Source organism: Psychrobacter sp. DWR1-2-3, assembly GCF_049896465.1.
Lineage (GTDB): Bacteria > Pseudomonadota > Gammaproteobacteria > Pseudomonadales > Moraxellaceae > Psychrobacter > Psychrobacter maritimus.
Window position 1 is genome coordinate 92185 of sequence record NZ_JAFCUJ010000007.1, and the last position, 24248, is coordinate 116432.

Genomic DNA, 24248 nt, shown 5'->3' on the forward strand with positions numbered 1-24248 from the left:
TCCTATCGAGATAACCGTATTATTAGATCAGCTGTGTTACTTGTGTTACTAAGTGGTAAAACGTTTTATAAAGGGACAATTTATAGCGTTTGATAAATTTATAACGTCTTGTCTTTTGATATGTCGTTTTATTGAATTAATTTGAAAAAGTAGGATACCCATATGAGCACCCTGACCACGAATCCGAGTGATGTAAAGTTCACCCCTTATGAACCTGCCAAAGACGAAGAGTATATGTCTGATGAGCAATTGGCGCATTTTAAGGCAATGTTATTAGATTGGAAGCACCAACTGATTGGCGAAGCGGATCGTACCAAGACTTATATTCAAGATGAGTCTAGCGCCATGCCAGATATCAATGACCGCGCCACGCAAGAAGAAGAATTTGCTTTGACCTTGCGTACGCGTGACCGTGAACGTAAGCTGATTCGCAAAATCGATAAATCTCTCGCCGAAATTGAAAACGATGATTACGGTTTTTGTGAAACTTGTGGCGTAGAGATTGGTCTGCGTCGCCTCGAAGCCCGTCCAACAGCAACCCAGTGCATTGACTGCAAGACTTTATCTGAGATTAAAGAGCGTCAAAACCAAGGTGCTTAAATCCAGCTAGTTTAACAGTCATTAATACTCTAATATAAAAACGAGCGACCATTTATTGGTCGCTCGTTGCGTTTTATGTTGTTGTTTTTTATTTTCCCGCGTTTTATACATTCCCATTTATAGATGAACTTGATGCTTATTGACACGCCACCAACAAAATAGGCATATTTGATAAATATCTTTTTGGCGCTATATTTATTATTCTATGCTTTTATTCTACTGATACTGCCTACTTTGAAAACCATCCATACTCCTATGCCAATTCAAATTTCAACTCCAGCCGCAGCCGCATCGTCATCACAGCCTATCGGGCGTTTTGCCCCGTCACCCACTGGTGAGCTGCATCTGGGTTCATTAACGACGGCGCTTGCCAGTTTTTGTCACATCAAATCTATCGGTGGTAAGTGGCTCTTACGTATCGAAGACACTGATACTGAACGCTGCGATAGCCAGTTTACTGAGCAGATTTTGATTGATTTGGAGGTGCTCGGGCTACACTGGGATGGCGATGTCATCTACCAATCTGAGCGCATTGATATTTATAATGAGTACTTATCTTCAAGTCTCTATGCGCTGACTTACGGCTGTCAGTGCTCACGCAAAAGTCTTGAGCGTTACTGGGAGCGAAAGGCAATAGGAGAAAGTATTGACCCGCAGCAGGCAAACCAAAAACTTCTAAACAGACAACGTTATCCGCGCTGCTGTCTAAATGCAGGTTTTGATAAAGCGCAAAATAAGCTACGTATACAGTTGCCAAATTATCGTATGGGCTTTAAAGATGGTATTCAAGGCGTGCAATGGGATAATCCGCAGCAAACCTTGGGAGATATGGTGGTACGTCGCCAAGATGGCATGATTAATTATATTTTAGCCGCAAGTCTTGACGATGGTTTGCAAGGTGTCACGCATATCATGCGCGGTTTAGATATTTTACCGATGACCACCGCCCAAATCAGCATTATGCATGCTGCACGCTTGCCGGCTATCGATCATTGGTATCATTTGCCGCTGATATGCAGTCCTGACGGTCAAAAGCTGTCGAAACAAAACCTTGCCCAGCCGATTGATACTCGCGACCCAAGCAAGCTAATTAACCATGCTTTACAGCTATTGCAGCAGCCTGCCGTTGATAGCGATACCCCAACAAATATGCTGAAGCAAGCGATTGCACAATGGGATAATTTGCCGCTACAAAATATGCAGTCTTTAAATATGCCGAGCATTTAATAACATAGTCCTAAGCCCTAATAGAAAAAACGCCGCTATTAGCGACGCTTTTTTATAATTAATGATTAGAATGAGAATGTATTAAACAATCTAAAAGTATTTATCACTTTATCATTAAATGACTTAATAATAACGACACTGGCTTTTCTCAATCTCAGGGCTTTCTTTATAAATCTTTAGCAGCACCGCCACCATCACCAAGCTAATCAGCATCGATGAACCGCCATAACTAAAGAATGGCATGGTCAAGCCTTTGGTCGGAATCGCACCCATATTCATCGCCGCATTAATAATCGTCTGGGCAATAAACACCACGGCGATACCAAAGGCGGTATAACTCATGCGCATTTGGCGACGTTTAAGGGCATTATAACTGATGCGCATCGCACTACCGATAATCAGCGCCTCCAGTATCAAGATCATCGTGACGCCAACAAAGCCCAATTCTTCACCGGTAATCGCTAACAGAAAATCCGTATGCGCCTCTGGCAAATGCGACAGTTTTTGTACGCTTTCGCCATAACCGACACCGGTAAACTGACCACGACCAAAGGCGATTAAGCTGCGGGCTAACTGATAATCGGTATCTTGCACATCATCAAAAGGGTCCAAAAACGACATCACGCGTACGAGGCGATATTGGACGGTCGCCACCATTAATACTGCGCCACCAACGGCGACAGCACCGAGCGCGATAAATTGCTTATAGGGCGCGCCAGCAATATAAAATATCGCAAAGACAGTACCGATAATAACCACAAACGAGCCAAAATCTGGCTGTGCTAGTAACAGAACGGTTATTAGCCCGACCACTATCGCAATGCGTAAAAAGCCATCCCAGCCATTACGTACCTCAAATGAGCGCCGTACCACAAAGTCTGAGACAAATATAATCATCACCAGCTTTGCAAGCTCTGCAACCTGAAAGTTAAAGCCGCCGAGCGTTAGCCAACGCTTCGAGCCGTTAATAGGCGTACTAAATAAGGTGGCAAATAACAAGAGCCCGGTAATCGCTAACAGCATAAACTGGGTTTCAGTTCTATAAAGCCTTTTTAGCGATACCAGTTTATAAGAAAAACCGGCGATAAACAGACCAATACCCATGTAGAGGAGCTGATTATAGAAAAAATTCAGCTCGCTCATGCCGCGACTGAGCGCAAAAGGAATAGAAGCAGAAGCCACCATCAATAGGCTAAGCACCAACATACAGCCGACGCTCGATAATAAAATTGCGCGCGCCGATGGCATAGACAGAATACCATCTGAGCCAGTAGCTTGTGGCGATTGAGAGTTCGAACGAAAAAGAGAAGAGAGCGCCATAATTTTATATACACTAGCAAACGAAAAAACACGGCGTTTATAAAACGCCACCGTTTAAAAAATATGAAATAGATTTTATTTAAAAAGATAATAGCAGACAGCTAGTTAGTGACAAACCACGCTTTTTGGCGGTTTACCGTGTCAATATTAAGTACTGACATGGCAAGGTGCCTGGGTTACTGCTTGGTTCGTCACCTGATTCATCACTTGGTTGTCGCAAGCCTCACTGCTTATATTTGACAGTAGCAGCAATTTATAAGCAAAACAATCATTTATCAAAAAACGCCTGCCATTTTTACAACGATAAACGAAACAGTATAAAAGCTGATGGTCGTGCTATCTAGCGACACGCTATCTTATGACAAGTTATTTCACGACCAACTATCTGCTGCACACTATCTTATGAAACATTATCTTAATAAACACTGCCTTAAGAAACACTGCCTTGTGAGACAGTGTCTAACTGCTTAACAAGCTGACTAAAGTGCTCGCCTCGGGCAGCAAAGCCACTAAACTGATCAAAGCTGGCGCAAGCTGGTGATAAGAGCACCGCTTGTACTTGTGATAGGCTGCTTTCTGTGACCTGTTTAATCATCGCAAAAGCGCCTTCTAACGTCTGACACTGATGTAATGAGACATCGTCAGCACGGATACCTGCTGCTCGTAAATGCTGCTCAATCTGTTGGCTGTCTTCACCAATAAATAGCACTTGGCTGACATACTGATTGATAAACGGCGTTAATTCACCAAATTGTTGCCCTTTGCCTTGACCACCTAAGATTAATAATAGCTTACCGTCTTTAGGTGCGTATACCGCTCCTAAGCCCTCGACAGCTGCCATGGTTGAACCAATATTGGTGCCTTTAGAATCATTAAAATAATCAATCCCATCGACTGTAGCGACATATTCACAGCGATGCTCAAGCCCTGTAAATGCCTGCAAGGTGTTAAGCATACTATCAAGTGGTAAACCTGCAAGCTCGCCCAATGCCAAAGCTGCTTGGGCATTAAGCAAATTATGACGGCCTTTAATACGCAGTTTATCCGCCGAGAGCAAACGCTCTGTCCCGCGGGCTAGATACGTCTGCCCTTCTGAGTCGGTAATCAGCCCATACTGACCTTTATCAGGGGCGTGAATGCCCGTGCTCAAACGTGGCAAATTATCCGCCACCAGTGGACGCGTCAAGGCATCTTCGCGATTGATAACCACTGACTTGGCACCTTGAAAGATACGATGTTTGGCTTGATGATAACCGAGCATATCGCCATGACGGTCTAAGTGGTCAGGCGACATATTCAGTACCGTTGCCACTTGCGCGCCTAAATTGGTCACGGTCTCTAATTGGAAACTTGATAGCTCAAGAACTGCCAACTCCATCTCGCTATTAGACAGCAAAGTCAGCGCTGGCACGCCAATATTGCCGCCCACGCCAACATTCACCCCTGCATCCGCCGCCATTTGTCCAACCAATGTCGTTACGGTACTTTTAGCGTTAGAGCCAGTAATGGCAATAATCGGTACGCGGCACGCTTCACAAAATAATTGAATGTCGCTGACGACCGGAATATTTGCCTCTTTCGCCGCGGCAACTGCTGCTGTTTTTAATGAGATGCCAGGGCTGATGATAATTCGAGCCGCTTGTTGCAATAACTCTGCATCTATCGCTCCGAATTGGCGAATCTCGACCGCAGTAGGTAATTGGTCTGCTAAAGTGGGGCTCACTTGATTATCAGTCACAGCGACTTGGTAGCCTTGCGCGGTCAAATAATGCGCCACCGACAGTCCCGACTGCCCCAAACCGACCACGACTTGTAAACCACTGCCTTTATGAAGTAAGGCTTCTTTTGCGGTGCTGGCGGTCATATCTATTCCTTCTATCTATTGGACGAACAAAATTGTGTCAAGCATACGAGTTTCATAAGCAGCTTTATAAACAGCTTTTATAAGTAGATTCTATAAACAAACTGCCTATAAGCTTAGCTCTATAAATACGCGCTATATATAGCCTGCGTAAGGCGCTTTAGATGAACAGCATCATAAAGGTATCACTCGGATTTCGGTACTGGTTTTTTGAGACTTTGTGTTATTATGCGCCTGTTTTTATATTGAGTCGCTAATGCTATAATAGCTGCCCTAATAGGAAGCGCTAGGTTAAATAGCTATTTTGACCAAGTATGCAATCTAGCATTTTAGTTTAGCATGTTGTCACACGTATCGCGCTATTGTCACATCTCTTCAGCAACGATTCATATGGTGATAATGGTATGACAGGCAAGCACTGCCCTATATTGTGGCATTTTCGTCTGACAGATTATTTATCTTCTTCTACCGCAACAGACCATCGCGGACACTTATTCATCATTTTAAAGACTGTCATCATATTAATTATGGGTGATGGCATTTGCGATACCGTTATAAATGTCGATAGCTAAGTAGTTAGCTAATACTCAAGCAGGTAATTACTCAAGCATGCAATTACTCAAACAAATAATAGTGCCACAGCCATATGGCTGCATGAGTACCTGTTTAAAGAACGATTATCAGCATCTATCACGATGACTGATTTTTATAACGTAATTATGGTCGATATCATCTCGACATAGTTAATCACGATGCAATCCTTTTATCGCTAAGCTTTAACGCTCAATGATGAACGATTGCTTTTTTTGCCTCTAACCCTATGCAGTTTACTTATGACATCTTTTCTTGGCAGTTTACGTGAAGAGTGGTTTTCCAATATTCGCGGTGATACGTTATCAGGTTTGGTCGTCGCACTGGCCTTGATTCCAGAAGCGATTGCCTTTTCTATTATCGCCGGTGTCGACCCAAAAGTCGGTCTGTATGCGTCGTTTTGTATCGCCGTGGTGATCAGTTTCGTCGGTGGTCGTCCCGGTATGATTTCAGCGGCGACCGGTGCCATGGCGCTAGTCATGGTTGATTTAGTTGCCGAGCACGGCTTGCAGTATTTGCTAGCGGCAACCTTATTTTGCGGCGTTATCCAGATAATCATGGGTATCTTTAAGCTTGGTAACTTAATGCGCTTTGTATCGCGCTCGGTGGTCATTGGTTTTGTCAATGCGCTGGCGATTTTGATCTTTGCTGCTCAGTTACCCGAGCTGAACCCGATGACTGAGCGCGTCGGCATGACGGTTTATATCATGACCGCAGCCGGTTTGGCCATTATCTACTTGTTTCCGCTGATTCCTAAAATCGGACGCGTGATTCCATCGCCGCTGATTTGTATCGTTGGCCTGACCGCGGTCGCCATGTATATGAATCTTGATATCCGTAACGTCGGTAGCATGGGCGATTTGCCAGATTCTTTACCGGTGTTTTTATTGCCTGATATTCCGCTCAATTTGAATACCTTATTGATTATCGCACCTTATTCTATCGCGCTTGCCGTTGTAGGTTTATTAGAATCTATGATGACCGCAACCATTGTCGATGAATTAACTGACACGCCAAGTGATAAAAACAAAGAATGCCGCGGTCAAGGTATCGCCAACGTAGTGTCGGGATTCTTTGGTGGTATGGCAGGTTGCGCGATGATTGGACAGTCGATGATTAACGTCAAATCTGGCGGTCGTACGCGTTTATCAACGCTCATCGCTGGCGTGGTACTGCTTATCATGGTGGTATTCTTAAGTGACTGGGTCAGCCTGATACCGATGGCCGCACTGGTAGCGGTGATGATTATGGTCTCTATCGGCACCTTTAACTGGCAGTCTATCCGTGAATTTAAAACCCATCCGATGTCCTTTAATATCGTTATGCTAGCGACGGTTTTGACCACTGTCTTTACTCATAATCTAGCGTATGGTGTCGGCGTCGGGGTGCTGTTATCTGCCTTAGCATTTGCCAATAAAATTGGGCAATTCCTGACCATCTTTAGTGAATATGACGACAGCAGCAATACCCGCTATTACTACGTGCAAGGGCAGGTTTTCTTTGCTTCAACGACGCAGTTTTTGCAGAGTTTTGATACTAAAGAAGCCTTGGACAGCGTACATATTGACGTCAGCCAAGCTCACTTTTGGGATGTCAGTGCCGTTGATACTTTGGACAAGCTGGTCATGCGCTTGCAACGCGAAGGCATTGATGTCAAAGTGGTTGGACTCAATAGCGCCAGCCGCACCCTTATCGATCGTTTTTCGATTCATGATCGCCGAGATATTGGGCTCTTGGATTAAGCAAAACTGCATGGGTGTTATCAAGCTGAGATAGACATTTGGTTTATTCATCAGCAATTATATTGGTATATAAAATCAGGCTCGTTGGTTAAAGGATGACTTTAACCAACGGGCCTGTGTTTTCATTATTGAGATATGTGGTGCCTTTATGAGTAATTTGAAGCCAGATAGCGTGATTGCTTGCTTGGATTGTCCCGATCATGTGCAAGCCGTATTGGATGCCAGTATGTGGGCGTCTATTCGTCTGCAAGCGCCCATTGGCCTGCTCCATTCCGTACCAAGTTTACAACAAAAAGCCGCTGTTGATTATTCAGGCTGCCTAAATATCGATGATGAAAATGTCTTGCTCGATCAATTTACGGCAAAAGAACATTTTAGTAATAGTGAGCTAAAAGCCCAAGGTAAGCTGCTGCTACACCAAGCGACCACTTACTGCGAGCAGCAACCTCATAAGTTTAAAACCTATACGTTACATCGGCATGAAAACTTGAGTGATAGCATTGATTACGTCGATGACAAGGCACAATTAATCGTCATCGGTCATCATGTCACCAGCAAATCAACCTTAAGCCAGCTTATCCGCTTGAGCCACTGCCCTATTTTGGTGACTCATGCACCATTTTTGCCCCCAACCACGGCATTATTTGCTTTTGACAATAGCCCTACTTCGCATAAATTGCTCAATTGGCTTTGTAAAACGGCTCTTGTTCGGGCATTGACCGTGCATATCGTCATGGTTGCCAAAGAAAACTCAGAAAACTGCGATGCACTGCGGGAAGCGTATGCGCGCCTCAAACAAGCGGGCATCAAATGCAAAAAGGCCTTGCTTGACTGCCGCGATGTGACTGCTGCCTTAAACTATTATCAAAGTAAAAATGATATTGGTCTGCTGATGACCGGGGCTTTTGGGCAACCACGTTTGCTTGAATTGCTAAAAGGTAGCGAGACCAAAAAACTGCTTGGCAGCACCAAGACCCCGTATTTACTCTTCCCCAAGGCCTAAGGCCGCTCGTTTATTTGAATACAGAGGCTGAATATTAAGCGTGATTCATCGCGCTTTACTATCGTATTTAGCTTAAGCCTCTGTAACCTCTTCCTGTTACGCCTCCTCGTTTCTTTGCCCTCACCTTTTATCAAATCATCACATGAAATAAAGTGATAGCCTCCCCAAGTGCTTAAAAAGTTGGTTATAATAAAGTTTTCGTTCATGCAACGTTAAAGGTTGATTTCCCTAACTTATACCAATAACTGTGCTATTTATTGTTATGGTATAAGCGCTATTTTTTGTCATACTGATGAGTGTTTTTAAGCCTATGTGCGCAAACCTACCTACCCCCTTGAGTAGGTTTGGCACAGTTCTTGAAGCGCTAACCATAAGCATGACAATAATATGCGGCAGCAAACTGCCTCTATTAACCTGCGACATCACCCATATAAGGATTTTTTTATGAAGCTAATCACTGCGATCTTAAAACCGTTTAAGCTCGATGATGTGCGTGAAGCGCTTTCTGACATCGGTGTGAAAGGCGTCACCGTCACCGAGGTTAAAGGTTTCGGTCGTCAAAAAGGTCATACCGAGCTCTATCGCGGCGCCGAGTACGTGGTGGACTTTTTACCTAAAGTAAAAATCGAAGTGGCGGTGATGGATGAGATGGTCGAACCTGCTATCGAAGCCATTACGCGTATCGCCAGTACTGGCAAAATCGGTGACGGCAAGATATTCGTGACCAATCTTGAGCAAGTCATTCGTATTCGTACGGGTGAAACAGGTCCTGACGCTATTTAATCATTAAGCGCCAGACCACCTATAAACACTAATTTATAGGTCATCTCGATAGCTATATTGCATATATTCAAGGGGGAATTAACATGCAAAACCAAATCTTTGAGCTCCAGTACGCGCTAGATACGTTTTACTTCTTAATGTGTGGGGCGCTGGTCATGTGGATGGCCGCTGGCTTCACCATGTTAGAAGCAGGATTGATACGCTCAAAAAACACCGTCGAAATCCTCACCAAAAATATCGCCCTCTTTGCCACCGCCTGTACCATGTATATGATATGCGGTTATGCCATTATGTATGATGGCAATCTATTTTTGAGCGGTATTGCAGGCACTGAAACTTTAGTAGCAGATGCATTAGCGACCTCAGCTGAAAATGGCTTTGCTGGTGATGCGGTATATTCGGCCGCCTCTGATTTCTTCTTCCAAGTGGTTTTTGTCGCCACCTGTATGTCAATCGTTTCAGGTGCTGTAGCTGAACGCATGAAGTTATGGTCTTTTTTGCTGTTTGCCGTTGTTATGACCGGAGTTATTTATCCATTAGAAGGTAGCTGGACGTGGGGCGGTAAAGCCGTGTTTGGCCTATTTAGCCTTGGCGATTTGGGATTTTCTGATTTTGCGGGCTCAGGTATCGTCCATATGGCAGGAGCCGCTGCCGCGCTATCAGGGGTCTTGCTGTTAGGAGCGCGTAGAGGTAAATACGGTCCCAATGGTGAGATACGTGCTATCCCTGGTGCCAACTTACCCTTAGCCGCACTTGGCACCCTTATTTTATGGATGGGCTGGTTTGGTTTTAACGGCGGCTCAGTGCTCAAGCTTGGCGATATTGCCAGCGCCAATGCGGTTGCGGTAGTATTTTTAAATACCAATGCCGCCGCTGCCGGTGGTGCCATCGGCGCCCTTATCATCGCGCGCATCATCTTTGGTAAGGCAGATTTGACCATGCTCTTAAATGGTGCATTGGCAGGTCTTGTCGCTATCACTGCCGAACCCTCTACCCCGTCGGCGCTTCAGGCCACGCTATTTGGAATGGTGGCAGGCGTCATCGTTGTACTATCCATCTTAATATTAGATAAAATAAAAATTGATGATCCAGTTGGCGCTATCTCGGTGCATGGCGTGGCAGGCTTATTCGGTCTATTAATTGTCCCTCTGACCAATCCAGCCGCCACTTTGCTCGGTCAAATTGCTGGTGCTGCGACCATCTTTACTTGGGTGTTTATGAGTAGTCTGATGGTCTGGAGCATCATTAAATTTGTCATAGGTCTGCGTATCTCTGAAGAAGAAGAATATCAGGGAGCAGACATTGCTGAATGTGGTATGGAAGCCTATCCAGAGTTTATAAGGTAAGCCTACTATCTACGATGGTTTTATTGAGGACTATTTTATCCACAGTAAGACCATCATTAATAAAATTGGCATTGATACAATCGGTATTAATAAATTTCACATTAAAAAAAACATCATTGATAAAAGCGCCATCATTAAAAATCCCGCATAACCTTTCGGTCATGCGGGATTCTTTATGCTTTAAAATTTTAACACTTTATCTTTCTATCAAGTCTAGTTTAAATTAACAACCAAACTTCATAAGGCAGAATCATAGCAGTTTATTTCTTTTTCCACGTTTGGCTACGTGAAAATGGACCGATATAACCTTTTAGTTTTAAAGTGCTGCCACTTAGATTAGCAGTCATGCGATAGTCTTTATTTTTTTCAGGGTCAGTAATCGTACCGCCACTGTATTTACCACCACCGTCAGCTTTCAGACCAGAGATAATCGTCATGCCAACATGCTTTTTACCTTTTTCTGAAGTCGTGCTGATAAGCTTACCCGTTAGGACGCCGTTAGACTCAGTGATTTTAACCACGCCTTTTGGCTGGCCTTCATCAAAAGTCTGCCAAGTAGTGTTGTGTAATGGGTCAGCGGCGAATGCCATGCTTGCTAAACTGATACCAGCAACTGCTAAAGTGGTTTTTGCGAATAATTTCATAAATTGACTCCCTTCATTCAATGATTACTAGAAACGTTGTGTTTCTGATGTCCCACGCTTATCCTTTTATCAACAATCTTTTATTGCAAGCTTGCAGCTCTATCCTAAGTTTCAGTTAAAAGCCGATATTAATATCTTATTAATGCTTAGCTTTGCAAAAAAGGTTTAATCGACATAAGCGATGTCTTGACCCATTATAAGCAATTTTTAGATTTTGCCTAGTAATTTTTTTATAGTTTATTATTACTATAAAATCAAAAGCATATCAAACAGTTACAGGAACGGATTGTCTATAATTTTATCCGCTTGGTCATCTTTTTCTTTTGACTTATCATCGTAATTACTATATTGACTGCGGTTTTCAAATGCCAGCATAATTTTACTAGTGAGCTCGTGTAGCTGCTGTGCTTGCTCATATCCCGCCTCGTTAAAGACCAGATTAATGTCGCCATAAATAATGATTTTATCTTCTTGATTTTCAATAACCAAATCACCAATCTGCATACTCTGGTGATTATTTGCAAATGGATCAATCATCTCGTCCTCCTTTACCTTAACAGCGCATTACCCAATCTTTCAATGCTGTGGGGATTTAGTTACATTTAAACCACTTATGCCTGTAATTGTGCCATGAGCCAGTCAATGATTGCTAGAACAAATAGCATCCAAACCGGTTCTTCTTGAGGAGTTTCGGGCAAATCTGAGCTATCACCTGCCTTTAATGGCAAATCAAACGCTTGCGCTTTGATTTGGGCATCCAATACCGGTAACACATCGATGCCAATCTTGGCGGTTAATTCATCGAGACTAATCACTTCTATACGCTCTGATTCATCATTGGGCGCATAATAGACGCCTGCTTGGTTGCTTGCAGGTATGTAAACCGCTTTAAAGAAATGACTGGGTACCAGTACACGATCCGCCAGTTGTTTGGTTTTTTTACTGGTAAAGGCCACCCCTGTAATGGTGTAAACCTCACCGTACTGCTGGGTTAGATAGCGCGTGGCAGACTCAATATTACGCCAAATATAGCGATTATTACGCGGTGATTGCGGCGCGATGTTAGCAAGGCTAAAACTATCATACTGCTGGCTGCGATTGGCCATATTGCCATTGGGCGCTAAATGCCCGCGATCATAACCGGAGCCTGAATAATCAGACAGTTTGGCGCGCATGGATTTTGGCAGGCGGCTTTCTTCATGAAAACTGTCTTCACGATCAATCTCTTTGGCTTGCTGCAAGCGCTTGCGGTCGAGATATTCTGCTGACCACAGCGGGGTTCGTGATACACCCGAGTACATAACGGCAAAACCGTCCATACATAGCGCTTGGGTGTTATCACTGAGCTTAGGATTGGTAAATTCAGGATAGACTCCGCCATAAAAAGACTGGCTACACTGGCTGAGGTCATCCGCTTGTGCAGACGATATCCCTATTAAGATAGTGAATACTACCATTATGAGGTTACTTTTAACCCGTGCTTTATCTTTAAAAAAACTTATCATGCCACTTTCAACCATCTATGCCTGCCATTACGTATGCGCTATCCTAGCAGGCAGTTACCAATAAAGAAAGATGCGGCGTAAGTGGTGACATTTTAAATGCTATCCGCTATACTGAGGCAGCCAAAAATCTTGGTCTTGCAAAAAACGGTGAAGTGGGTGAGTGGCTGAAACCGCACGCCTGGAAAGTGTGTATACGTTCATAGCGTATCGAGGGTTCGAATCCCTCCTTCACCGCCAATCTTATTAAAAACCAGTTTCCCCACCTCTCCCCAATTCTACCCATATACCAGTTGAGCCCTTTATAAATAACGCTTCTAGCGTTTTTTTTATGCCTACTGTTTTCCCAATCTATCCGAACATAACTCACATATCCCATAGCTTGTGTGGTCTATTCTATTCGTTGGTCTATGATTCAATTAGACCTCAAAAAGACCAACATTTAAAAGCTTTATGATTCAGCTTTAGACCAACGTTTTTGTTGTATCGCTTGATTTATATAGCTTGTAGCCACAGGGAATAGACCAACATGTTAAGCGATAGTAAGATTCGCAAGCTCAAACCCAGTGAAAAATGCATGCCTTCACGTCCTGATAAATACAGTGACCAGCAAGGGAATTATCAGAATGGGTTAGCCACTCAGAACGTGAGCAGCATTGAGCAAGGCTTACGAAAAAGCGTGACAGCAGTGAGCTAAAACCATCGGGCTAGAGATGCGATATAAGAAGGAGCTGATCATTCAGCTCCTTCTTTTATTGTTTCATACAAGGCCAGTCACTGGACTACATGAGATACCGTAAAAAAATATGGGACTCCGTAACTGTATGAGAAGAAAGATTCTCATTAATTTACAAAGGAGATAATCATGCAATTATTAAATGCGAACACACAACAAAACGTATCAACAGCCAGCACTTTACAGATACCTCGCCTGATACCGCTCAAGCAGGTAATGCATTATACAGCGCTTAGCAGTAATACGATTTATGAGATGGTCAATAAAAAATCTGATCGTTACGACCCAACATTCTCTGTTCAAGTAAAGCTATCAAAGGGACGTGTAGCATGGGTAGAAAGCGAAGTGGCTGATTGGATTGAAAGTAAGATGGCTGCGCGGATTCACTGATCAAGGATAGAAAACAAGGCGCGTGGTGCGGCTTGTTTTTTTGCCTCCTTTTTGATCCAGTAATTTAGTAGCATGCTATATGCAATGTAGCTTTAATTAGACATATATAAAGGTTAGATACAGACTATAGCTATGGATTTAAGAAAAGAAATAGCGTTGAATATTTCTGCAGCGCTATCTAGAATCTTGTCAGATAAGATCACTAGACAGACTATCAGATGGATGCAAAACTTTGATACTGCATTAAATATGGGCTATCTCAAAAACTCATGGGATGATGTTTGCTATCAGCGCCAAACAGAAAAGTCTTTTTCATGGAGTTACTACGACGATATGATTTTATCGTTTGTAGCAGCCCAGCTCAAAGAGCTAAGCAACTATGAGGTTAATGGTATTTGGTTGCAAACTGACGCAATCTACGATCAGCTAGATCATATGCAATCCAACGGGATGACTACAGCTAGCGCATACTCATTTATAGGCAGGCAGATAGGTGGCAAAACGATAGACTCAAACAGCTACTAGGCTATTTTTGAAACACTTTAGATATCTTAACCTAGCTACATTTAGCTATCCTTAGCGCTTTGCAAGATACCAAGACCAACCTTCAGAAACGACTAAACTGAACCGCCCCGACTTTATCGAAGGTTGATTTACTTGAGCTAGGCAGCTTCACCTAACAGATTAAGATTATTACAATACCCCTTTTCAAACTCAAAGGGTCACACATAACCAATCGTACTATGCAAACGGGTTTTATTGAACCAATCTACCCATTCAAAGGTTGCCAGTTCAACATCATTTACACCGTCCCAACTTTGCTTTAAATAATGAAACACCTCAGATTTATAAATCCCATTAACCGTCTTAGCCAATGCATTGTTGCATGAATCACCATTGGTGCCCACAGACGCAATAACGTTCGATTCGGCAATTTTATTGGTGTAGCAGATGGATAAGCACTGAACTCCTCGATCACTGTGATGAATCACCTCTTTAAAAAAAATAAAAGATGAATGTACTTGGTATTGGTATAAAGACAATGACTCATAAATGGAAAAGGAAAACCACAATGGACAATCAAAATGTGAACGAAAAAAGTATGGATGAACAGTACAAAAACAATCAAAAAATGGATAATGATATGAATAACCAGACACTAAAAGGCGAATGGAACCAGCTCAAAGGTTCAGTAAAACAAAAATGGGCAGATTTAACAGATGACGATCTCACCCATATCGAAGGTGACCGCGATAAATTAGTCGGTCGTGTCCAAGAGCGTTATGGTCAATCAAAAGAAGATGCTGAACGTGATGTAGACAACTGGCGTAACCAAAATAACTATTGATTATAGTGTCTTTAATAGTTATACCCTTAAAACGCAACAAGCCCGTGGCTATGGTCACGGGCTTTTTTAGTCAATCTAATTAGGACTTGATCCTTTGGCTGTGTGTTATTGATAATTCATCGTGGCTTACTACGATGCTTAGGATAACATGGGAAATTGATAGATTTTTGCGTAAATCAACGTGCTAATAAATACGCCTATCCCGCTCAGCCAGATCATGTATGCATGAGAAGTTGACCACTCGACTTTCCATATAATTTTACTTTCTACGCTTAGCCACTCTGTAATAATGATGCCAAGTGTCAACCAAAATGCACCTACTAAATAACCGCCCAGTACATCGCTTAAATAATGCTGGTTCAATATGACTCTACTCAAACCGATCAAGAGGATAAAAAGAATCGCTATTGTAAATATACGAATTTTTTGAGCAAAATCTTGGTGGAATCGAATCAGTAGGTAAGCGATAAACCCATATAACGCCATAGCGGTCGTCGCATGACCACTTGGAAACGAATAAGTTTGCACAACTAATAAGCTATTAGCAGGTCTTTCACGCTGAAATAAATATTTCAACAAAGAAGTAAATGCAGTGCTGCCTAAAGTAGCAATCAATAACCCTGCTATTATATAGCGTTGCTGCTTTACCCAGCAATTCACAGCAACAAACAAAACCACCAAAACGGCAATAGGCGTAGACGCAAAGCTGGTTATCAGGACGAAAAAACCCACAACGTCGGAATCACGTAGTAAGCTCATCTGTGCCGATATAAAATAATCGATGGAAACAATAGAATTCAACGTAGCCACAGCTTCAGCCGATGCAATGAATAACACCAGCATGCAACCTATCACTACCCATAGAAATGTCAGTGACAGCCCATAAAAACCCCGTAAATCAAACCGCCGAGATATTATCACATCCAGCTTGGGATACTTACCTCTGAATAGAATGATACGTTTGTTCTTTGCAAGACTCCGTTTTGTCCTCACCCAACAGCGGATTGCTTGAGTAAAAAGATGCCGACCATAACGAATAACCACGTACTGAAAAACCAATAGAACAGAGATAACCAGAAAAATCAGAAAACCTAAGGCGAACAATGGCTGATTTTCTGATATTAAAGATATCATTATTGAACCTTTTCCGAGAGTATTCTGGACCCTGAGTAATTACTTTCTATAGTAGAATTACTTTAAAATCGATACAGTGCTACTGGGATGAATTTTTCGTAGCCTCTGTGATAACAGCAAGCAAGGAAAATTTATACCAGTCGCACACAGCTATAATGTCTCGCTTTTATTTTGAACTGGCTATAGTTAAAACTCTGGATAGAACTTCTGTTTAAGTTACTAAGTCTATTAGGCATAGCTGTCTGACTTAAGTAAATCAACCATCGATATAGTCAGAGCGATTCGAGCTGATCATAACCTTACAGAAACCCTTTAATCTTTAATGGATTGCGCGCTTTCTGATACTTACTGCACTCCATCTGCTGGTGTTTGATCTAAGTTCGAGTTATTTTCATTGACAGTAACCGTATCATCAGCCTTTTGATCATTTTCTACACTGCCATTACTAGAATAGTACGCTGTACCTCCCGCACCTTCTACATCCTCTGTGGAAGCTGGAATTTGATCTTCAGCCTCGGTCGCTGTTTGCACAGGTGTCATTTCGCTAGATTCTGTATTAGGAGCTGGCTCTTCTGTTTCACTGCTGCAAGCGCTGAGACCAAAGAAACTCACTAAAAACATTATCCATAATTTATTTTGAAGCGACTTAGTAGGTACGGATGTTTTCATTTTAATATCCTTATTATAATTAAGATCGAAATATTTAAAAAAACTCTAGGAAACCATCATACAGTCATTGAGCTGAGCCAATTTAAGTACTAACGCAGACCATTTACTCTTTTTATTATTTATTGCTGTCATTCTTTTATGAAACCAAAACCAAAATAACGCTCAACTAACAAGTTAAACCTAACAGACAAATTTAATGTTTTCACGTGGTGAAAGGTAAGAGTTTGTTAGCTTGTGTGCCATATATTTTTTTAAAGAACATATGGTTCTTATAAATACCTAGGATTTAAAGTCATAGTACAATCGCCATTAGGAGATATGGGAAAGCCATTTCCAATTCTCCACATGGCACTATAAATTTAGCTATACGGTGCATACCAAGGAAAAACAAAATGGATTGGATAAGTATTTTTATTTATGACACTACATGGGCTTTTGCGGCAGAAATAGTCATACGTACCACCATTATGTTTTGCTTGATCATTTTGTTATTACGAAGTACAGGTAAGCGCGGCATCCGCCAACTTTCAATTTTCGAATTAACTATAATTTTGGCACTTGGCTCTATCGCTGGTGATCCAATGTTTACAGAGGATCTGCCACTTATCCAAGCGGTGCTCATCATGAGCCTTGTCCTTTTTCTCTATAGACTTTTTACGTGGTTCAGCACAAAACATAAGCTTTTTGAGCTGTTATTAGAAGGCAAACCTACTTATATCGTAGAAAATGGCATGTTGATAATGGAAGATGTCAAGAAAGGTAAAATGTCGCACGATGAGTTCTTTAGCGAGATGCGCCAACAAGGCGTGCGTCACTTAGGACAAGTGGAAGTAGGATTGCTCGAAACAGATGGTGAGTTTAGTGTATTGTTATTTCCACACGAGGACACACAGTATGGACTACCCATTTTTCCTAAAGAGTTTCAGGCTACGAAAGCCATAAAGGATGGTCAGCTCTATGCTTGTGTGCATTGCGGTTATGTCGAATGTATTTCAGCGCCAAATGAAGAATGCAATCGCTGCCATCTTTCAAGAGGATGGGCTAAAGCTTTAAATAATAAGATTGTAAATTAGTCAGTATGGCGGTTTACCACCTCAATAATGCTCTTACAAATAAGACTATTGATGCTGCTTAGCTTTTGCTCAGGCGCGCCTTGACAGATGCTGCGAAAATCATAAAGTTCATCTTTATAACCAATGCAATAAAAAAACGTTCCGACAGGCTTCTCCTCCGTTTCAGAGCCTCCAGGCTTTAATAAACCTGTACAAGCGACATGCAAGTCGGCATCAAACATTGTCTTAGACTTATTAACCAGTTCTTTTGTTACCTCTAGTGACTCAGGCGTACACTCAGCAATTAATTGGCTTGATATATTTAACACGTTCTTTTTTATCGCAACGTCGTAACATACCAAGCCGCCCATTAATATATCGCCTGAATAAGGACTCATAGAAAAGCGATGCGCTAGATAGCCCGCGGTCGCACTTTCAATAAAAACTATGGTTAATTGCTTATCTGCCAACAACTTTGCACAGCTATTAGTCACAACGCCCTCCATATCAACATTAGAACAATCAAGGCTATTACAGTCCTTTCCTATTAAAAACTCAATTCATATCGTGATGAATTTGCGTAACAGTCTTTTTTAATTAGGTTTGCACTAGCAAAGGTAGAATAGGTAATAGTTTAGGTTCTGTGATCTGATTAGATTAGGGCATGCTATTTTTCTCGATAATCACTTTAAAGTATTTGGTTTGGTATTCTATTATGTCAATTATGACTGTGTCTGATGTCAGTATACTTTTTAGAACACCGCTAAATAATTATTAGTAACTATTGTTACAAATTACCTTTAATTTGAATCCGCTTTATTCCACTATAATAAGAAATCAGTCATCAACAAGATAAGGTAAATTAATGCATCAAATGAGTGAGTGGGTGCTGGCTATCATGGCAAAGTTTGGCTATGTCGGCATTTTATTCGCTATGTTTGCTGAAAATGTTTTTCCGCCTATACCATCTGAGCTTATTATGCCAGCAGCAGGTTTTTCGGCCGCTAGAGGTGATTTAAATATACTATTAATCATAGTAGCCGGTACGTTTGGTAGCGTCCTTGGTGCATTACCTCTTTATTATCTGGGAACTTTGTTCAATAAAGAACGCTTAATGGTATTTACTGAAAGGTACGGAAAATACGTATTTATTAAGTCTGAGGATGTTTCGTCGTCCAATGCGTGGTTCGATAAACATGGTAAGAAAGTGGTCTTTTTTGGCCGCATGGTACCTGGTATTCGTTCATTGATCTCCATCCCTGCGGGGATGAATAAGATGCCAATGGCCTCTTTTTTAGTATTAACAGCTTTGGGATCTAGCATTTGGACGACAATATTGGCCCTAGCAGGATTTTACTTAGGTAAAAATTATGAGGTCATTACGACTATGTTAGCGCCTTACTCCAAAGTTTTCTTATTGCTTGCCATAGTCATTATTATTGTTTGGTTTATTAAACGTCGACTGTCTGATCAGCATAGTAGTAATAATATTTAATACAAAACCGATTTATTTGACTTCCAAATTTTAATGATTTTTTTAAATAAAATACAGCTACTGTAACCCTCAACCAGCGCTACGCTTCACCTATGTTTTCTTCCCTATACTGAAATTATAAATACAGTAGATGGCACAACCCATCTGTCATAAAAAACACTCAAAGACAAAGGATAACATCATGAAAAACTTATCAACTCTAAGCAAATCTATCATTATGGTACTTAGTATTGCTGGCGTCAGCACTGCTGCTATCGCTATAGGACAAACTGCCATCACAAATAGCCAAGTCAGTGAAGCCGTAGCAGCGGCACAAAGTAAAATCAGTCTTGAGCAAGCCATTGTTATTGCTCAAAAAACCATTAAAGGCGATGTTGTTAGTGCTGACTTTGAGCAACATGACCATTCAGCAGGTGGTGATTATGATATTAATATTGTCGCCAGTAATACCGAATATGAAGTAAAGGTTGATGCAAATAGCGGTAAAGTTTTAAGCAGTAAGCGAGAGAAGCTTGATAAAAAAGATATGGCAGAATATAACGCCATGAAAAAGTCTGAAACCAGTCTCAACCAAGCAATAAAAAAGGCTAACCAGAGTGTGAAAGGAAAAGTTATTGAAGCAGGGTTTGATATGGATTTTGGCAAACCTGCCTATAAGATTGAGGTTATTAAAGGCACTCAAGTACATAAAGTGGTTGTCGATAGCATGACTGGTAAGATTATTCGTAGCCAAGTAGAAGCAGCTGATAATGATGATTAATATTACAGTAAGTCGAACTGATAAATAAGTTAGCACCCATGTCTAATGATTTCTAAAAGGCTCTAAGCGACATCACCATCTCGCTTAGAGCCTTTTGGTTTAGAGCGGCCACTATAAAAATGTGTTAGTGCAGATTAGGATGGCTGTGATGATTATAGAAAATTGAATCAATAATATACTGTTGAAATTGCGCCTAAAACAACTTGATTTAGCTATTTTGAGCCTCTCCTAAAGGGAATGTAACTGCTTATAATACACTAACAGGAGAATAAGCAATGACTACTCAATCTGACATTAAAAAACTGGCCGGGCAAATGGCTGGTAGCATGAATAGCTTTGATGACATCAAAGACTTTCAAAAGTAGCTCATACAATCCTTTATCGACACTGTAATTTATCGACACTGTAAATAGTGTTGAACAGTGTGTATTTATAAATCATTTAATCGTGCTTAGGAGGTATGGAGTATGTGCCAACGACATGTGCAACCAAGTCACTAGATCCTTCTGAGTATAAGGAAAATTCGCCTACGATTAGCGTACGTCCTACTTTTAGTAAGGTGCACTCAGCAATGATACGTGCTTCTGCTGATGGTTTACGCAAAAAATTGATGGTTAGACTCGTCGTTACTGTTAAGGATACAATACCAATTTTACCAAGTATCGCTACATAGAGTGCAACATCAGCAATGCTCATCAATACAGGACCAGAGACGGTCCCACCTGGACGCAACTCATCTCTACCAATATCATGCGATAAGATGGAACTGTTATCGTCTACTGCTTCAACTATGCATTTGGTTTGAGGAAACTCTAATGCCAGAAAGGCAGTTATCTCTTCTTTGGTTGCTGACATATATAATCCTAGAGTCTAATTATTCTCATGACCTAGCCGACTTTCTCATCAAGGGTCAGTAGTCTGTTACTATCGTCGAATGTAGAGAATAGACATTTATTTAAACGAGCTAAAAATCATGGTGATGTGCTAAAAAAGCATGCTATCACCAGACATAGCCATAATTGATATAAAAGCATACCACGTATCCCACTCTCAACTTCGAAAGTGAACCGTCCCGACTATATCGGAGACAGATCTACTTGAGTCAGGCAGCAATGCCTGACTGATTAAGATTATCCTAATAGCGCTTTTCAAACTTAAAGGGTGCCACATAAAGAATCGTACTATCAATCGTATTTTATTAAACCATTACAATCATGAACGCCCATGGGTAATGGCGGTTTTACGCCTATACAGAAACCAAACCATGCATCTTAATGCCATTAATTCAATGCATTATGCATGGGACGATTACCTAACAAGCTGAATACTGCGTTCCCTAGCAACGCTGATAAAAGCCCTTTGATCAATAGCCCAAACACTAGCTATAAACATAGTCCATTCAATTAAAATACTCACGCTCAAACACCAGTCTGAGGGATTTTTAAAGAAAGATTTTAGCTTTAAGACATACAATTATCCTACCCAATCTTTTGTCTAAACCTCATAGATTCAAGAGTAGCAAGCCATATCAAAGGTAGGATAATCAGCGCCGACCCTACTAACAAAGTCATATTTGGCACTTCATTAAACCATATGATTCCAACCACCACCGCCCCTAGTAAACCTGAGTATTCCGCACTAGAGACTTTGTATGCTTCAATGTGTCGGTACACCTGTACGCATATACCCGCATAAATCAAAATAAATACATTTGAACTGGCGGCCGTAATCAATGAGCGCCAGTCAAATGGCTGTCCCTCCCAAATAGCCAAACCAAGCGCGAATGGGATTCCTAATAAATTGGTCAAAAGTAGCGTTTGATAGACAGAATGATGTTGTGGAAGCTTACGAACTAAGAGATTGTTTATCGCCATGGTTACCGCCACTATAAGCGCAAAAACCGCCCCTAAATTAATCTGTTTTGGTTGTACAATAACGAGGATACCAGCAAAACCTAACATAGATACCGCTATAGTTGGAAAGGTTAATCTGTCTTTATAAAATAAAAAACCTAGCGGCAATATAAACAAAGGGGCTGCATAAAAAATAGCATTCGCAGTCGCGAGGGGCAATGCTTGAAGAGACAGTACCATGAATATCACACCCAACAACCAAACGTGACTACGGACAAAGTGCCATTTCAGATTACTGAATAACTTGCTCTTTTTATAGATTAAACAAAAGGGCAACAGCATTAAAACCGCTGTTAATTGACGAAACAGGATAAACTGATACACCGCCGTCTCAGAGGGCAAGTCCTTTATCAAGGCATCCGAGAAGACCGCAATGATATTTCCTAGTACCAATAGCGTCATGGCAAATGCAACACTCATCTTTGGCATTCTTATCCTCCCCGCCCTACTCTAAATTCAGAAACTGTTAAAACCCCAACGGGTTCATGCTGATTTAACGATCTGTCAGGCAGTATATTCAAGTAACGCTATGATGTATAATGATATAAAACATATTTAGTATTAGCTGAGGTAATCATGGATTTACCACCGCTGCGTGCAATACAGTGCTTCGAATCCGTTGCACGGCTTAACAGCTTTTCAAAAGCAGCAGAAAGCCTCAATGTGACACAAAGTGCCGTGAGTCACCAAATACGCATCCTTGAGAAGTATCTTGGGGAAGCAATGTTTTACAGGCAAGGCCGGACCTTTTCGTTAACAGAGGTTGGTGAGCGTTATTTCACAGATGTGAGTGGCGCTTTGGGTCTTCTTTCAGATAGTAGTCAGATTATTAAGCATGGAAAACCTGGGCATATACGCTTAGCTCTGTACAGTTCAGTCGCAGTAAATTGGTTGATCCCTCGATTAGAAGACTTCTATAGACAGTATCCAGAAATAGAACTCACTTTAGATATGGTTAATCATCCGTCTGATCATAATGAGCAAAGGGCCGATTGTTATATTACCGTCAATCCCCCTCCACACGCTTTCATCAGTAAGTTTTTATTTTCTGAAACTTTATATCCTGTTTGTGGTCAAAAGCTTTGGGAGAAAATAAGAGATAAACCACTTCCTGATACATTATGGCGGCATCCAATATTATCCGTGAGGTATACAGATATAAGTGAGAATACAGCGGAGGATTGGCTGCGGTGGTGTAAGGCAGGCGGATTTGAGTTACCGAAGGATATAAAGATAAATCATTTTAGTCATGTACTACTAGCGATAGAAGCCGCACGGTATAATCTGGGAGTTACCCTCGTTAACAACTATATGATGCTATATAAATCTTATAAGCAGACACTCGTTAGAATCCCAATGCATGAATTACTAACAGGGGATAAGTTTTACTTCGTTTGCAAGGAATTAAAGAATAATCAGGATGATATTATTAAACTATCTAAATGGTTAGAATCTCAATGCTAGTAAAGAAATCTGAGCTATGCTGAAGAAACCGTACACCTAAACTTGGTAAACTAAGCGTATTAATCGGAGTTTATCATGACCAAGAAAGTAAGAAGCTACAGTGACGAATTTAAAGCCGAGGCCGTCAAGAAGATAGCAGACAATAATGGCAATATCTCAGCGACCGCAAAGCAGCTTGGCATCGCCATGCAGACCTTATCTAATTGGCATAATAAAGCCAATCAAGGCAAGCTTATCGGTACAGAACAATATGATCCTGATCTTATGACGGCTCTTCAGGAAATAAAGCAGCTCAAACGACAGCTTAAAGTAGCCGAAGAGGAACGAGAGATATTAAAAAAGGCGACGGCGTACTTTGCCAAGCACAGTTAGTGAAGTACGCCTTTATCAAAAACAACGATCTCTTCTTTAGTATCACTACTATGTGTCGTGTACTAAAGGTTAAGCATTCTAGCTACTATGACTGGCTGAGTCGTGATATCAGTGAGCAACAGATAGATACACCGTAACCAATCTGAGCTACTTGTCAGAGCGGCACATAGTGAAACGAAAGCACGTTATGGTGCTGATCGACTGCACGCAAAGCTGATAGAGCAAGGGCACGATATTAGCCTATATATGGTCAGAAGCATTAAAGAAGAACACGGCATCAAATGCCGTCGCCACAA

General features: G+C 41.5%; 25 protein-coding genes, 1 tRNA gene and 3 pseudogenes. 18 read left to right on the plus strand and 11 right to left on the minus strand.

Features of this window, described 5'->3' with window-relative positions:
- Positions 1-162: 162 nt before the first annotated feature.
- Both dksA and gluQRS read left to right on the plus strand, forming a co-directional pair.
- Positions 163-600, plus strand: a complete 438-nt coding sequence (gene dksA / locus ACP7AA_RS11520) for an RNA polymerase-binding protein DksA (protein ID WP_201563693.1) — start codon at positions 163-165, stop codon at positions 598-600.
- A gap of 255 nt (positions 601-855) precedes the next feature.
- Entirely contained in the window at positions 856-1827 is a 972-nt protein-coding gene (gluQRS, locus tag ACP7AA_RS11525; protein WP_426223630.1) for a tRNA glutamyl-Q(34) synthetase GluQRS, read from the plus strand.
- 123 nt (positions 1828-1950) lie between these two features.
- Here gluQRS and ACP7AA_RS11530 read toward each other — a convergent pair whose 3' ends face one another.
- Both ACP7AA_RS11530 and murD read right to left on the minus strand, forming a co-directional pair.
- Positions 1951-3147 carry an FtsW/RodA/SpoVE family cell cycle protein gene (locus ACP7AA_RS11530; protein ID WP_227670463.1) on the minus strand — a complete coding sequence of 399 codons (1197 nt, stop codon included), beginning with the start codon at positions 3145-3147 and terminating at the stop codon, positions 1951-1953.
- A gap of 430 nt (positions 3148-3577) precedes the next feature.
- Positions 3578-5011, minus strand: coding sequence for a UDP-N-acetylmuramoyl-L-alanine--D-glutamate ligase (gene murD, locus ACP7AA_RS11535; RefSeq protein ID WP_426223631.1), 1434 nt, complete (start codon positions 5009-5011; stop codon positions 3578-3580).
- A gap of 401 nt (positions 5012-5412) precedes the next feature.
- Here murD and ACP7AA_RS11540 point away from each other — a divergent pair, with 401 nt between their 5' ends.
- The 5 genes from ACP7AA_RS11540 (at position 5413) to ACP7AA_RS11560 (ending at position 10473) form a co-directional block, all read left to right on the plus strand.
- Complete coding sequence (locus ACP7AA_RS11540; protein ID WP_426223632.1) at positions 5413-5580, plus strand: hypothetical protein; 168 nt, start codon at positions 5413-5415, stop codon at positions 5578-5580.
- Positions 5581-5841: 261 nt separating this feature from the next.
- Complete coding sequence (locus tag ACP7AA_RS11545) at positions 5842-7341, plus strand: SulP family inorganic anion transporter (protein WP_426223633.1); 1500 nt, start codon at positions 5842-5844, stop codon at positions 7339-7341.
- A gap of 148 nt (positions 7342-7489) precedes the next feature.
- Positions 7490-8344, plus strand: a complete 855-nt coding sequence (locus tag ACP7AA_RS11550; RefSeq protein ID WP_201619589.1) for a universal stress protein — start codon at positions 7490-7492, stop codon at positions 8342-8344.
- Positions 8345-8788: 444 nt separating this feature from the next.
- Positions 8789-9127 carry a P-II family nitrogen regulator gene (gene glnK / locus ACP7AA_RS11555; RefSeq protein ID WP_426223634.1) on the plus strand — a complete coding sequence of 113 codons (339 nt, stop codon included), beginning with the start codon at positions 8789-8791 and terminating at the stop codon, positions 9125-9127.
- 83 nt (positions 9128-9210) lie between these two features.
- Positions 9211-10473, plus strand: a complete 1263-nt coding sequence (locus ACP7AA_RS11560) for an ammonium transporter (RefSeq protein WP_426223635.1) — start codon at positions 9211-9213, stop codon at positions 10471-10473.
- A gap of 260 nt (positions 10474-10733) precedes the next feature.
- Here ACP7AA_RS11560 and ACP7AA_RS11565 read toward each other — a convergent pair whose 3' ends face one another.
- The 3 genes from ACP7AA_RS11565 to ACP7AA_RS11575 all read right to left on the minus strand — a co-directional run bounded on the left by ACP7AA_RS11565 (position 10734) and on the right by ACP7AA_RS11575 (position 12574).
- Positions 10734-11117, minus strand: coding sequence for a DUF2147 domain-containing protein (locus ACP7AA_RS11565; protein ID WP_201545882.1), 384 nt, complete (start codon positions 11115-11117; stop codon positions 10734-10736).
- A gap of 273 nt (positions 11118-11390) precedes the next feature.
- Positions 11391-11654, minus strand: a complete 264-nt coding sequence (locus ACP7AA_RS11570) for a hypothetical protein (protein ID WP_201563705.1) — start codon at positions 11652-11654, stop codon at positions 11391-11393.
- A 74-nt stretch (positions 11655-11728) separates the two neighbouring features.
- Positions 11729-12574, minus strand: coding sequence for a DNA/RNA non-specific endonuclease (locus tag ACP7AA_RS11575; protein ID WP_227670462.1), 846 nt, complete (start codon positions 12572-12574; stop codon positions 11729-11731).
- Positions 12575-12768: 194 nt separating this feature from the next.
- Here ACP7AA_RS11575 and ACP7AA_RS11580 point away from each other — a divergent pair.
- The 4 genes from ACP7AA_RS11580 to ACP7AA_RS11595 all read left to right on the plus strand — a co-directional run bounded on the left by ACP7AA_RS11580 (position 12769) and on the right by ACP7AA_RS11595 (position 14270).
- Positions 12769-12859 (plus strand) — tRNA-Ser (locus ACP7AA_RS11580).
- 289 nt (positions 12860-13148) lie between these two features.
- Positions 13149-13316: a hypothetical protein gene (locus tag ACP7AA_RS11585; protein WP_426223636.1), complete on the plus strand. Its 168-nt coding sequence runs from the start codon at positions 13149-13151 to the stop codon at positions 13314-13316.
- Positions 13317-13484: 168 nt separating this feature from the next.
- A complete protein-coding gene (locus ACP7AA_RS11590; protein WP_426223637.1) occupies positions 13485-13745 on the plus strand; it encodes a helix-turn-helix transcriptional regulator in 261 nt (86 codons plus the stop codon).
- Between the two features lie 132 nt (positions 13746-13877).
- Positions 13878-14270 carry a hypothetical protein gene (locus tag ACP7AA_RS11595; protein WP_426223638.1) on the plus strand — a complete coding sequence of 131 codons (393 nt, stop codon included), beginning with the start codon at positions 13878-13880 and terminating at the stop codon, positions 14268-14270.
- A 197-nt stretch (positions 14271-14467) separates the two neighbouring features.
- Here ACP7AA_RS11595 and ACP7AA_RS11600 read toward each other — a convergent pair.
- A pseudogene (locus tag ACP7AA_RS11600) lies at positions 14468-14743 on the minus strand (integrase core domain-containing protein); the annotation flags it as partial.
- 74 nt (positions 14744-14817) lie between these two features.
- Between ACP7AA_RS11600 and ACP7AA_RS11605 the strand changes: the two are divergent.
- Positions 14818-15093, plus strand: coding sequence for a CsbD family protein (locus tag ACP7AA_RS11605; protein ID WP_426223639.1), 276 nt, complete (start codon positions 14818-14820; stop codon positions 15091-15093).
- A 138-nt stretch (positions 15094-15231) separates the two neighbouring features.
- On the opposite strand, the gene ACP7AA_RS11610 is transcribed toward ACP7AA_RS11605, so the two are convergent.
- Positions 15232-16227, minus strand: coding sequence for a phosphatase PAP2 family protein (locus tag ACP7AA_RS11610; protein WP_426223640.1), 996 nt, complete (start codon positions 16225-16227; stop codon positions 15232-15234).
- 345 nt (positions 16228-16572) lie between these two features.
- Entirely contained in the window at positions 16573-16896 is a 324-nt protein-coding gene (locus ACP7AA_RS11615) for a hypothetical protein (RefSeq protein WP_426223641.1), read from the minus strand.
- Between the two features lie 392 nt (positions 16897-17288).
- On the opposite strand from ACP7AA_RS11615, the gene ACP7AA_RS11620 reads away from it, so the two are divergent.
- A complete protein-coding gene (locus tag ACP7AA_RS11620; protein ID WP_426223642.1) occupies positions 17289-17969 on the plus strand; it encodes a DUF421 domain-containing protein in 681 nt (226 codons plus the stop codon).
- On the opposite strand, the gene ACP7AA_RS11625 is transcribed toward ACP7AA_RS11620, so the two are convergent.
- Positions 17966-18442 carry a CinA family protein gene (locus ACP7AA_RS11625; protein ID WP_426223643.1) on the minus strand — a complete coding sequence of 159 codons (477 nt, stop codon included), beginning with the start codon at positions 18440-18442 and terminating at the stop codon, positions 17966-17968. The genes ACP7AA_RS11620 and ACP7AA_RS11625 overlap by 4 nt on opposite strands.
- Before the next feature lie 371 nt (positions 18443-18813).
- Between ACP7AA_RS11625 and ACP7AA_RS11630 the strand changes: the two genes are divergently transcribed.
- The 3 genes and pseudogenes from ACP7AA_RS11630 to ACP7AA_RS11640 all read left to right on the plus strand — a co-directional run.
- A complete protein-coding gene (locus ACP7AA_RS11630; RefSeq protein ID WP_426223644.1) occupies positions 18814-19443 on the plus strand; it encodes a DedA family protein in 630 nt (209 codons plus the stop codon).
- A 181-nt stretch (positions 19444-19624) separates the two neighbouring features.
- Positions 19625-20203 (plus strand): PepSY domain-containing protein, encoded by a 579-nt coding sequence (locus tag ACP7AA_RS11635; RefSeq protein WP_426223645.1) that lies wholly within the window; start codon positions 19625-19627, stop codon positions 20201-20203.
- A 275-nt stretch (positions 20204-20478) separates the two neighbouring features.
- A pseudogene (locus ACP7AA_RS11640) lies at positions 20479-20565 on the plus strand (transposase); the annotation flags it as partial.
- Positions 20566-20644: 79 nt separating this feature from the next.
- On the opposite strand, the gene ACP7AA_RS11645 reads toward ACP7AA_RS11640, so the two are convergent.
- The gene (locus ACP7AA_RS11645) at positions 20645-21058 is read right to left on the minus strand and encodes a PaaI family thioesterase (protein ID WP_426223646.1); all 414 of its coding nucleotides are present in this window, start codon (positions 21056-21058) and stop codon (positions 20645-20647) included.
- Between the two features lie 623 nt (positions 21059-21681).
- Positions 21682-22545, minus strand: a complete 864-nt coding sequence (locus ACP7AA_RS11650) for a DMT family transporter (protein WP_426223647.1) — start codon at positions 22543-22545, stop codon at positions 21682-21684.
- A gap of 147 nt (positions 22546-22692) precedes the next feature.
- Between ACP7AA_RS11650 and ACP7AA_RS11655 the strand changes: the two genes are divergently transcribed.
- Together ACP7AA_RS11655 and ACP7AA_RS11660 are read left to right on the plus strand one after the other, a co-directional pair.
- Positions 22693-23580: a LysR family transcriptional regulator gene (locus tag ACP7AA_RS11655; protein ID WP_426223648.1), complete on the plus strand. Its 888-nt coding sequence runs from the start codon at positions 22693-22695 to the stop codon at positions 23578-23580.
- A gap of 75 nt (positions 23581-23655) precedes the next feature.
- A pseudogene (locus ACP7AA_RS11660) lies at positions 23656-24248 on the plus strand (transposase); the annotation flags it as partial.

Bases quoted from the DNA above. Each gene is read 5' to 3' on its own strand.
- dksA (WP_201563693.1), top strand. From the start codon at position 163: ATGAGCACCCTGACCACGAATCCGAGTGATGTAAAGTTCACCCCTTAT.
- gluQRS (WP_426223630.1), top strand. From the start codon at position 856: ATGCCAATTCAAATTTCAACTCCAGCCGCAGCCGCATCGTCATCACAG.
- ACP7AA_RS11530 (WP_227670463.1), bottom strand. From the start codon at position 3,147: ATGGCGCTCTCTTCTCTTTTTCGTTCGAACTCTCAATCGCCACAAGCT.
- murD (WP_426223631.1), bottom strand. From the start codon at position 5,011: ATGACCGCCAGCACCGCAAAAGAAGCCTTACTTCATAAAGGCAGTGGT.
- ACP7AA_RS11540 (WP_426223632.1), top strand. From the start codon at position 5,413: ATGACAGGCAAGCACTGCCCTATATTGTGGCATTTTCGTCTGACAGAT.
- ACP7AA_RS11545 (WP_426223633.1), top strand. From the start codon at position 5,842: ATGACATCTTTTCTTGGCAGTTTACGTGAAGAGTGGTTTTCCAATATT.
- ACP7AA_RS11550 (WP_201619589.1), top strand. From the start codon at position 7,490: ATGAGTAATTTGAAGCCAGATAGCGTGATTGCTTGCTTGGATTGTCCC.
- glnK (WP_426223634.1), top strand. From the start codon at position 8,789: ATGAAGCTAATCACTGCGATCTTAAAACCGTTTAAGCTCGATGATGTG.
- ACP7AA_RS11560 (WP_426223635.1), top strand. From the start codon at position 9,211: ATGCAAAACCAAATCTTTGAGCTCCAGTACGCGCTAGATACGTTTTAC.
- ACP7AA_RS11565 (WP_201545882.1), bottom strand. From the start codon at position 11,117: ATGAAATTATTCGCAAAAACCACTTTAGCAGTTGCTGGTATCAGTTTA.
- ACP7AA_RS11570 (WP_201563705.1), bottom strand. From the start codon at position 11,654: ATGATTGATCCATTTGCAAATAATCACCAGAGTATGCAGATTGGTGAT.
- ACP7AA_RS11575 (WP_227670462.1), bottom strand. From the start codon at position 12,574: ATGGTAGTATTCACTATCTTAATAGGGATATCGTCTGCACAAGCGGAT.
- ACP7AA_RS11585 (WP_426223636.1), top strand. From the start codon at position 13,149: ATGTTAAGCGATAGTAAGATTCGCAAGCTCAAACCCAGTGAAAAATGC.
- ACP7AA_RS11590 (WP_426223637.1), top strand. From the start codon at position 13,485: ATGCAATTATTAAATGCGAACACACAACAAAACGTATCAACAGCCAGC.
- ACP7AA_RS11595 (WP_426223638.1), top strand. From the start codon at position 13,878: ATGGATTTAAGAAAAGAAATAGCGTTGAATATTTCTGCAGCGCTATCT.
- ACP7AA_RS11605 (WP_426223639.1), top strand. From the start codon at position 14,818: ATGGACAATCAAAATGTGAACGAAAAAAGTATGGATGAACAGTACAAA.
- ACP7AA_RS11610 (WP_426223640.1), bottom strand. From the start codon at position 16,227: ATGATATCTTTAATATCAGAAAATCAGCCATTGTTCGCCTTAGGTTTT.
- ACP7AA_RS11615 (WP_426223641.1), bottom strand. From the start codon at position 16,896: ATGAAAACATCCGTACCTACTAAGTCGCTTCAAAATAAATTATGGATA.
- ACP7AA_RS11620 (WP_426223642.1), top strand. From the start codon at position 17,289: ATGGATTGGATAAGTATTTTTATTTATGACACTACATGGGCTTTTGCG.
- ACP7AA_RS11630 (WP_426223644.1), top strand. From the start codon at position 18,814: ATGCATCAAATGAGTGAGTGGGTGCTGGCTATCATGGCAAAGTTTGGC.
- ACP7AA_RS11635 (WP_426223645.1), top strand. From the start codon at position 19,625: ATGAAAAACTTATCAACTCTAAGCAAATCTATCATTATGGTACTTAGT.
- ACP7AA_RS11645 (WP_426223646.1), bottom strand. From the start codon at position 21,058: ATGTCAGCAACCAAAGAAGAGATAACTGCCTTTCTGGCATTAGAGTTT.
- ACP7AA_RS11650 (WP_426223647.1), bottom strand. From the start codon at position 22,545: ATGCCAAAGATGAGTGTTGCATTTGCCATGACGCTATTGGTACTAGGA.
- ACP7AA_RS11655 (WP_426223648.1), top strand. From the start codon at position 22,693: ATGGATTTACCACCGCTGCGTGCAATACAGTGCTTCGAATCCGTTGCA.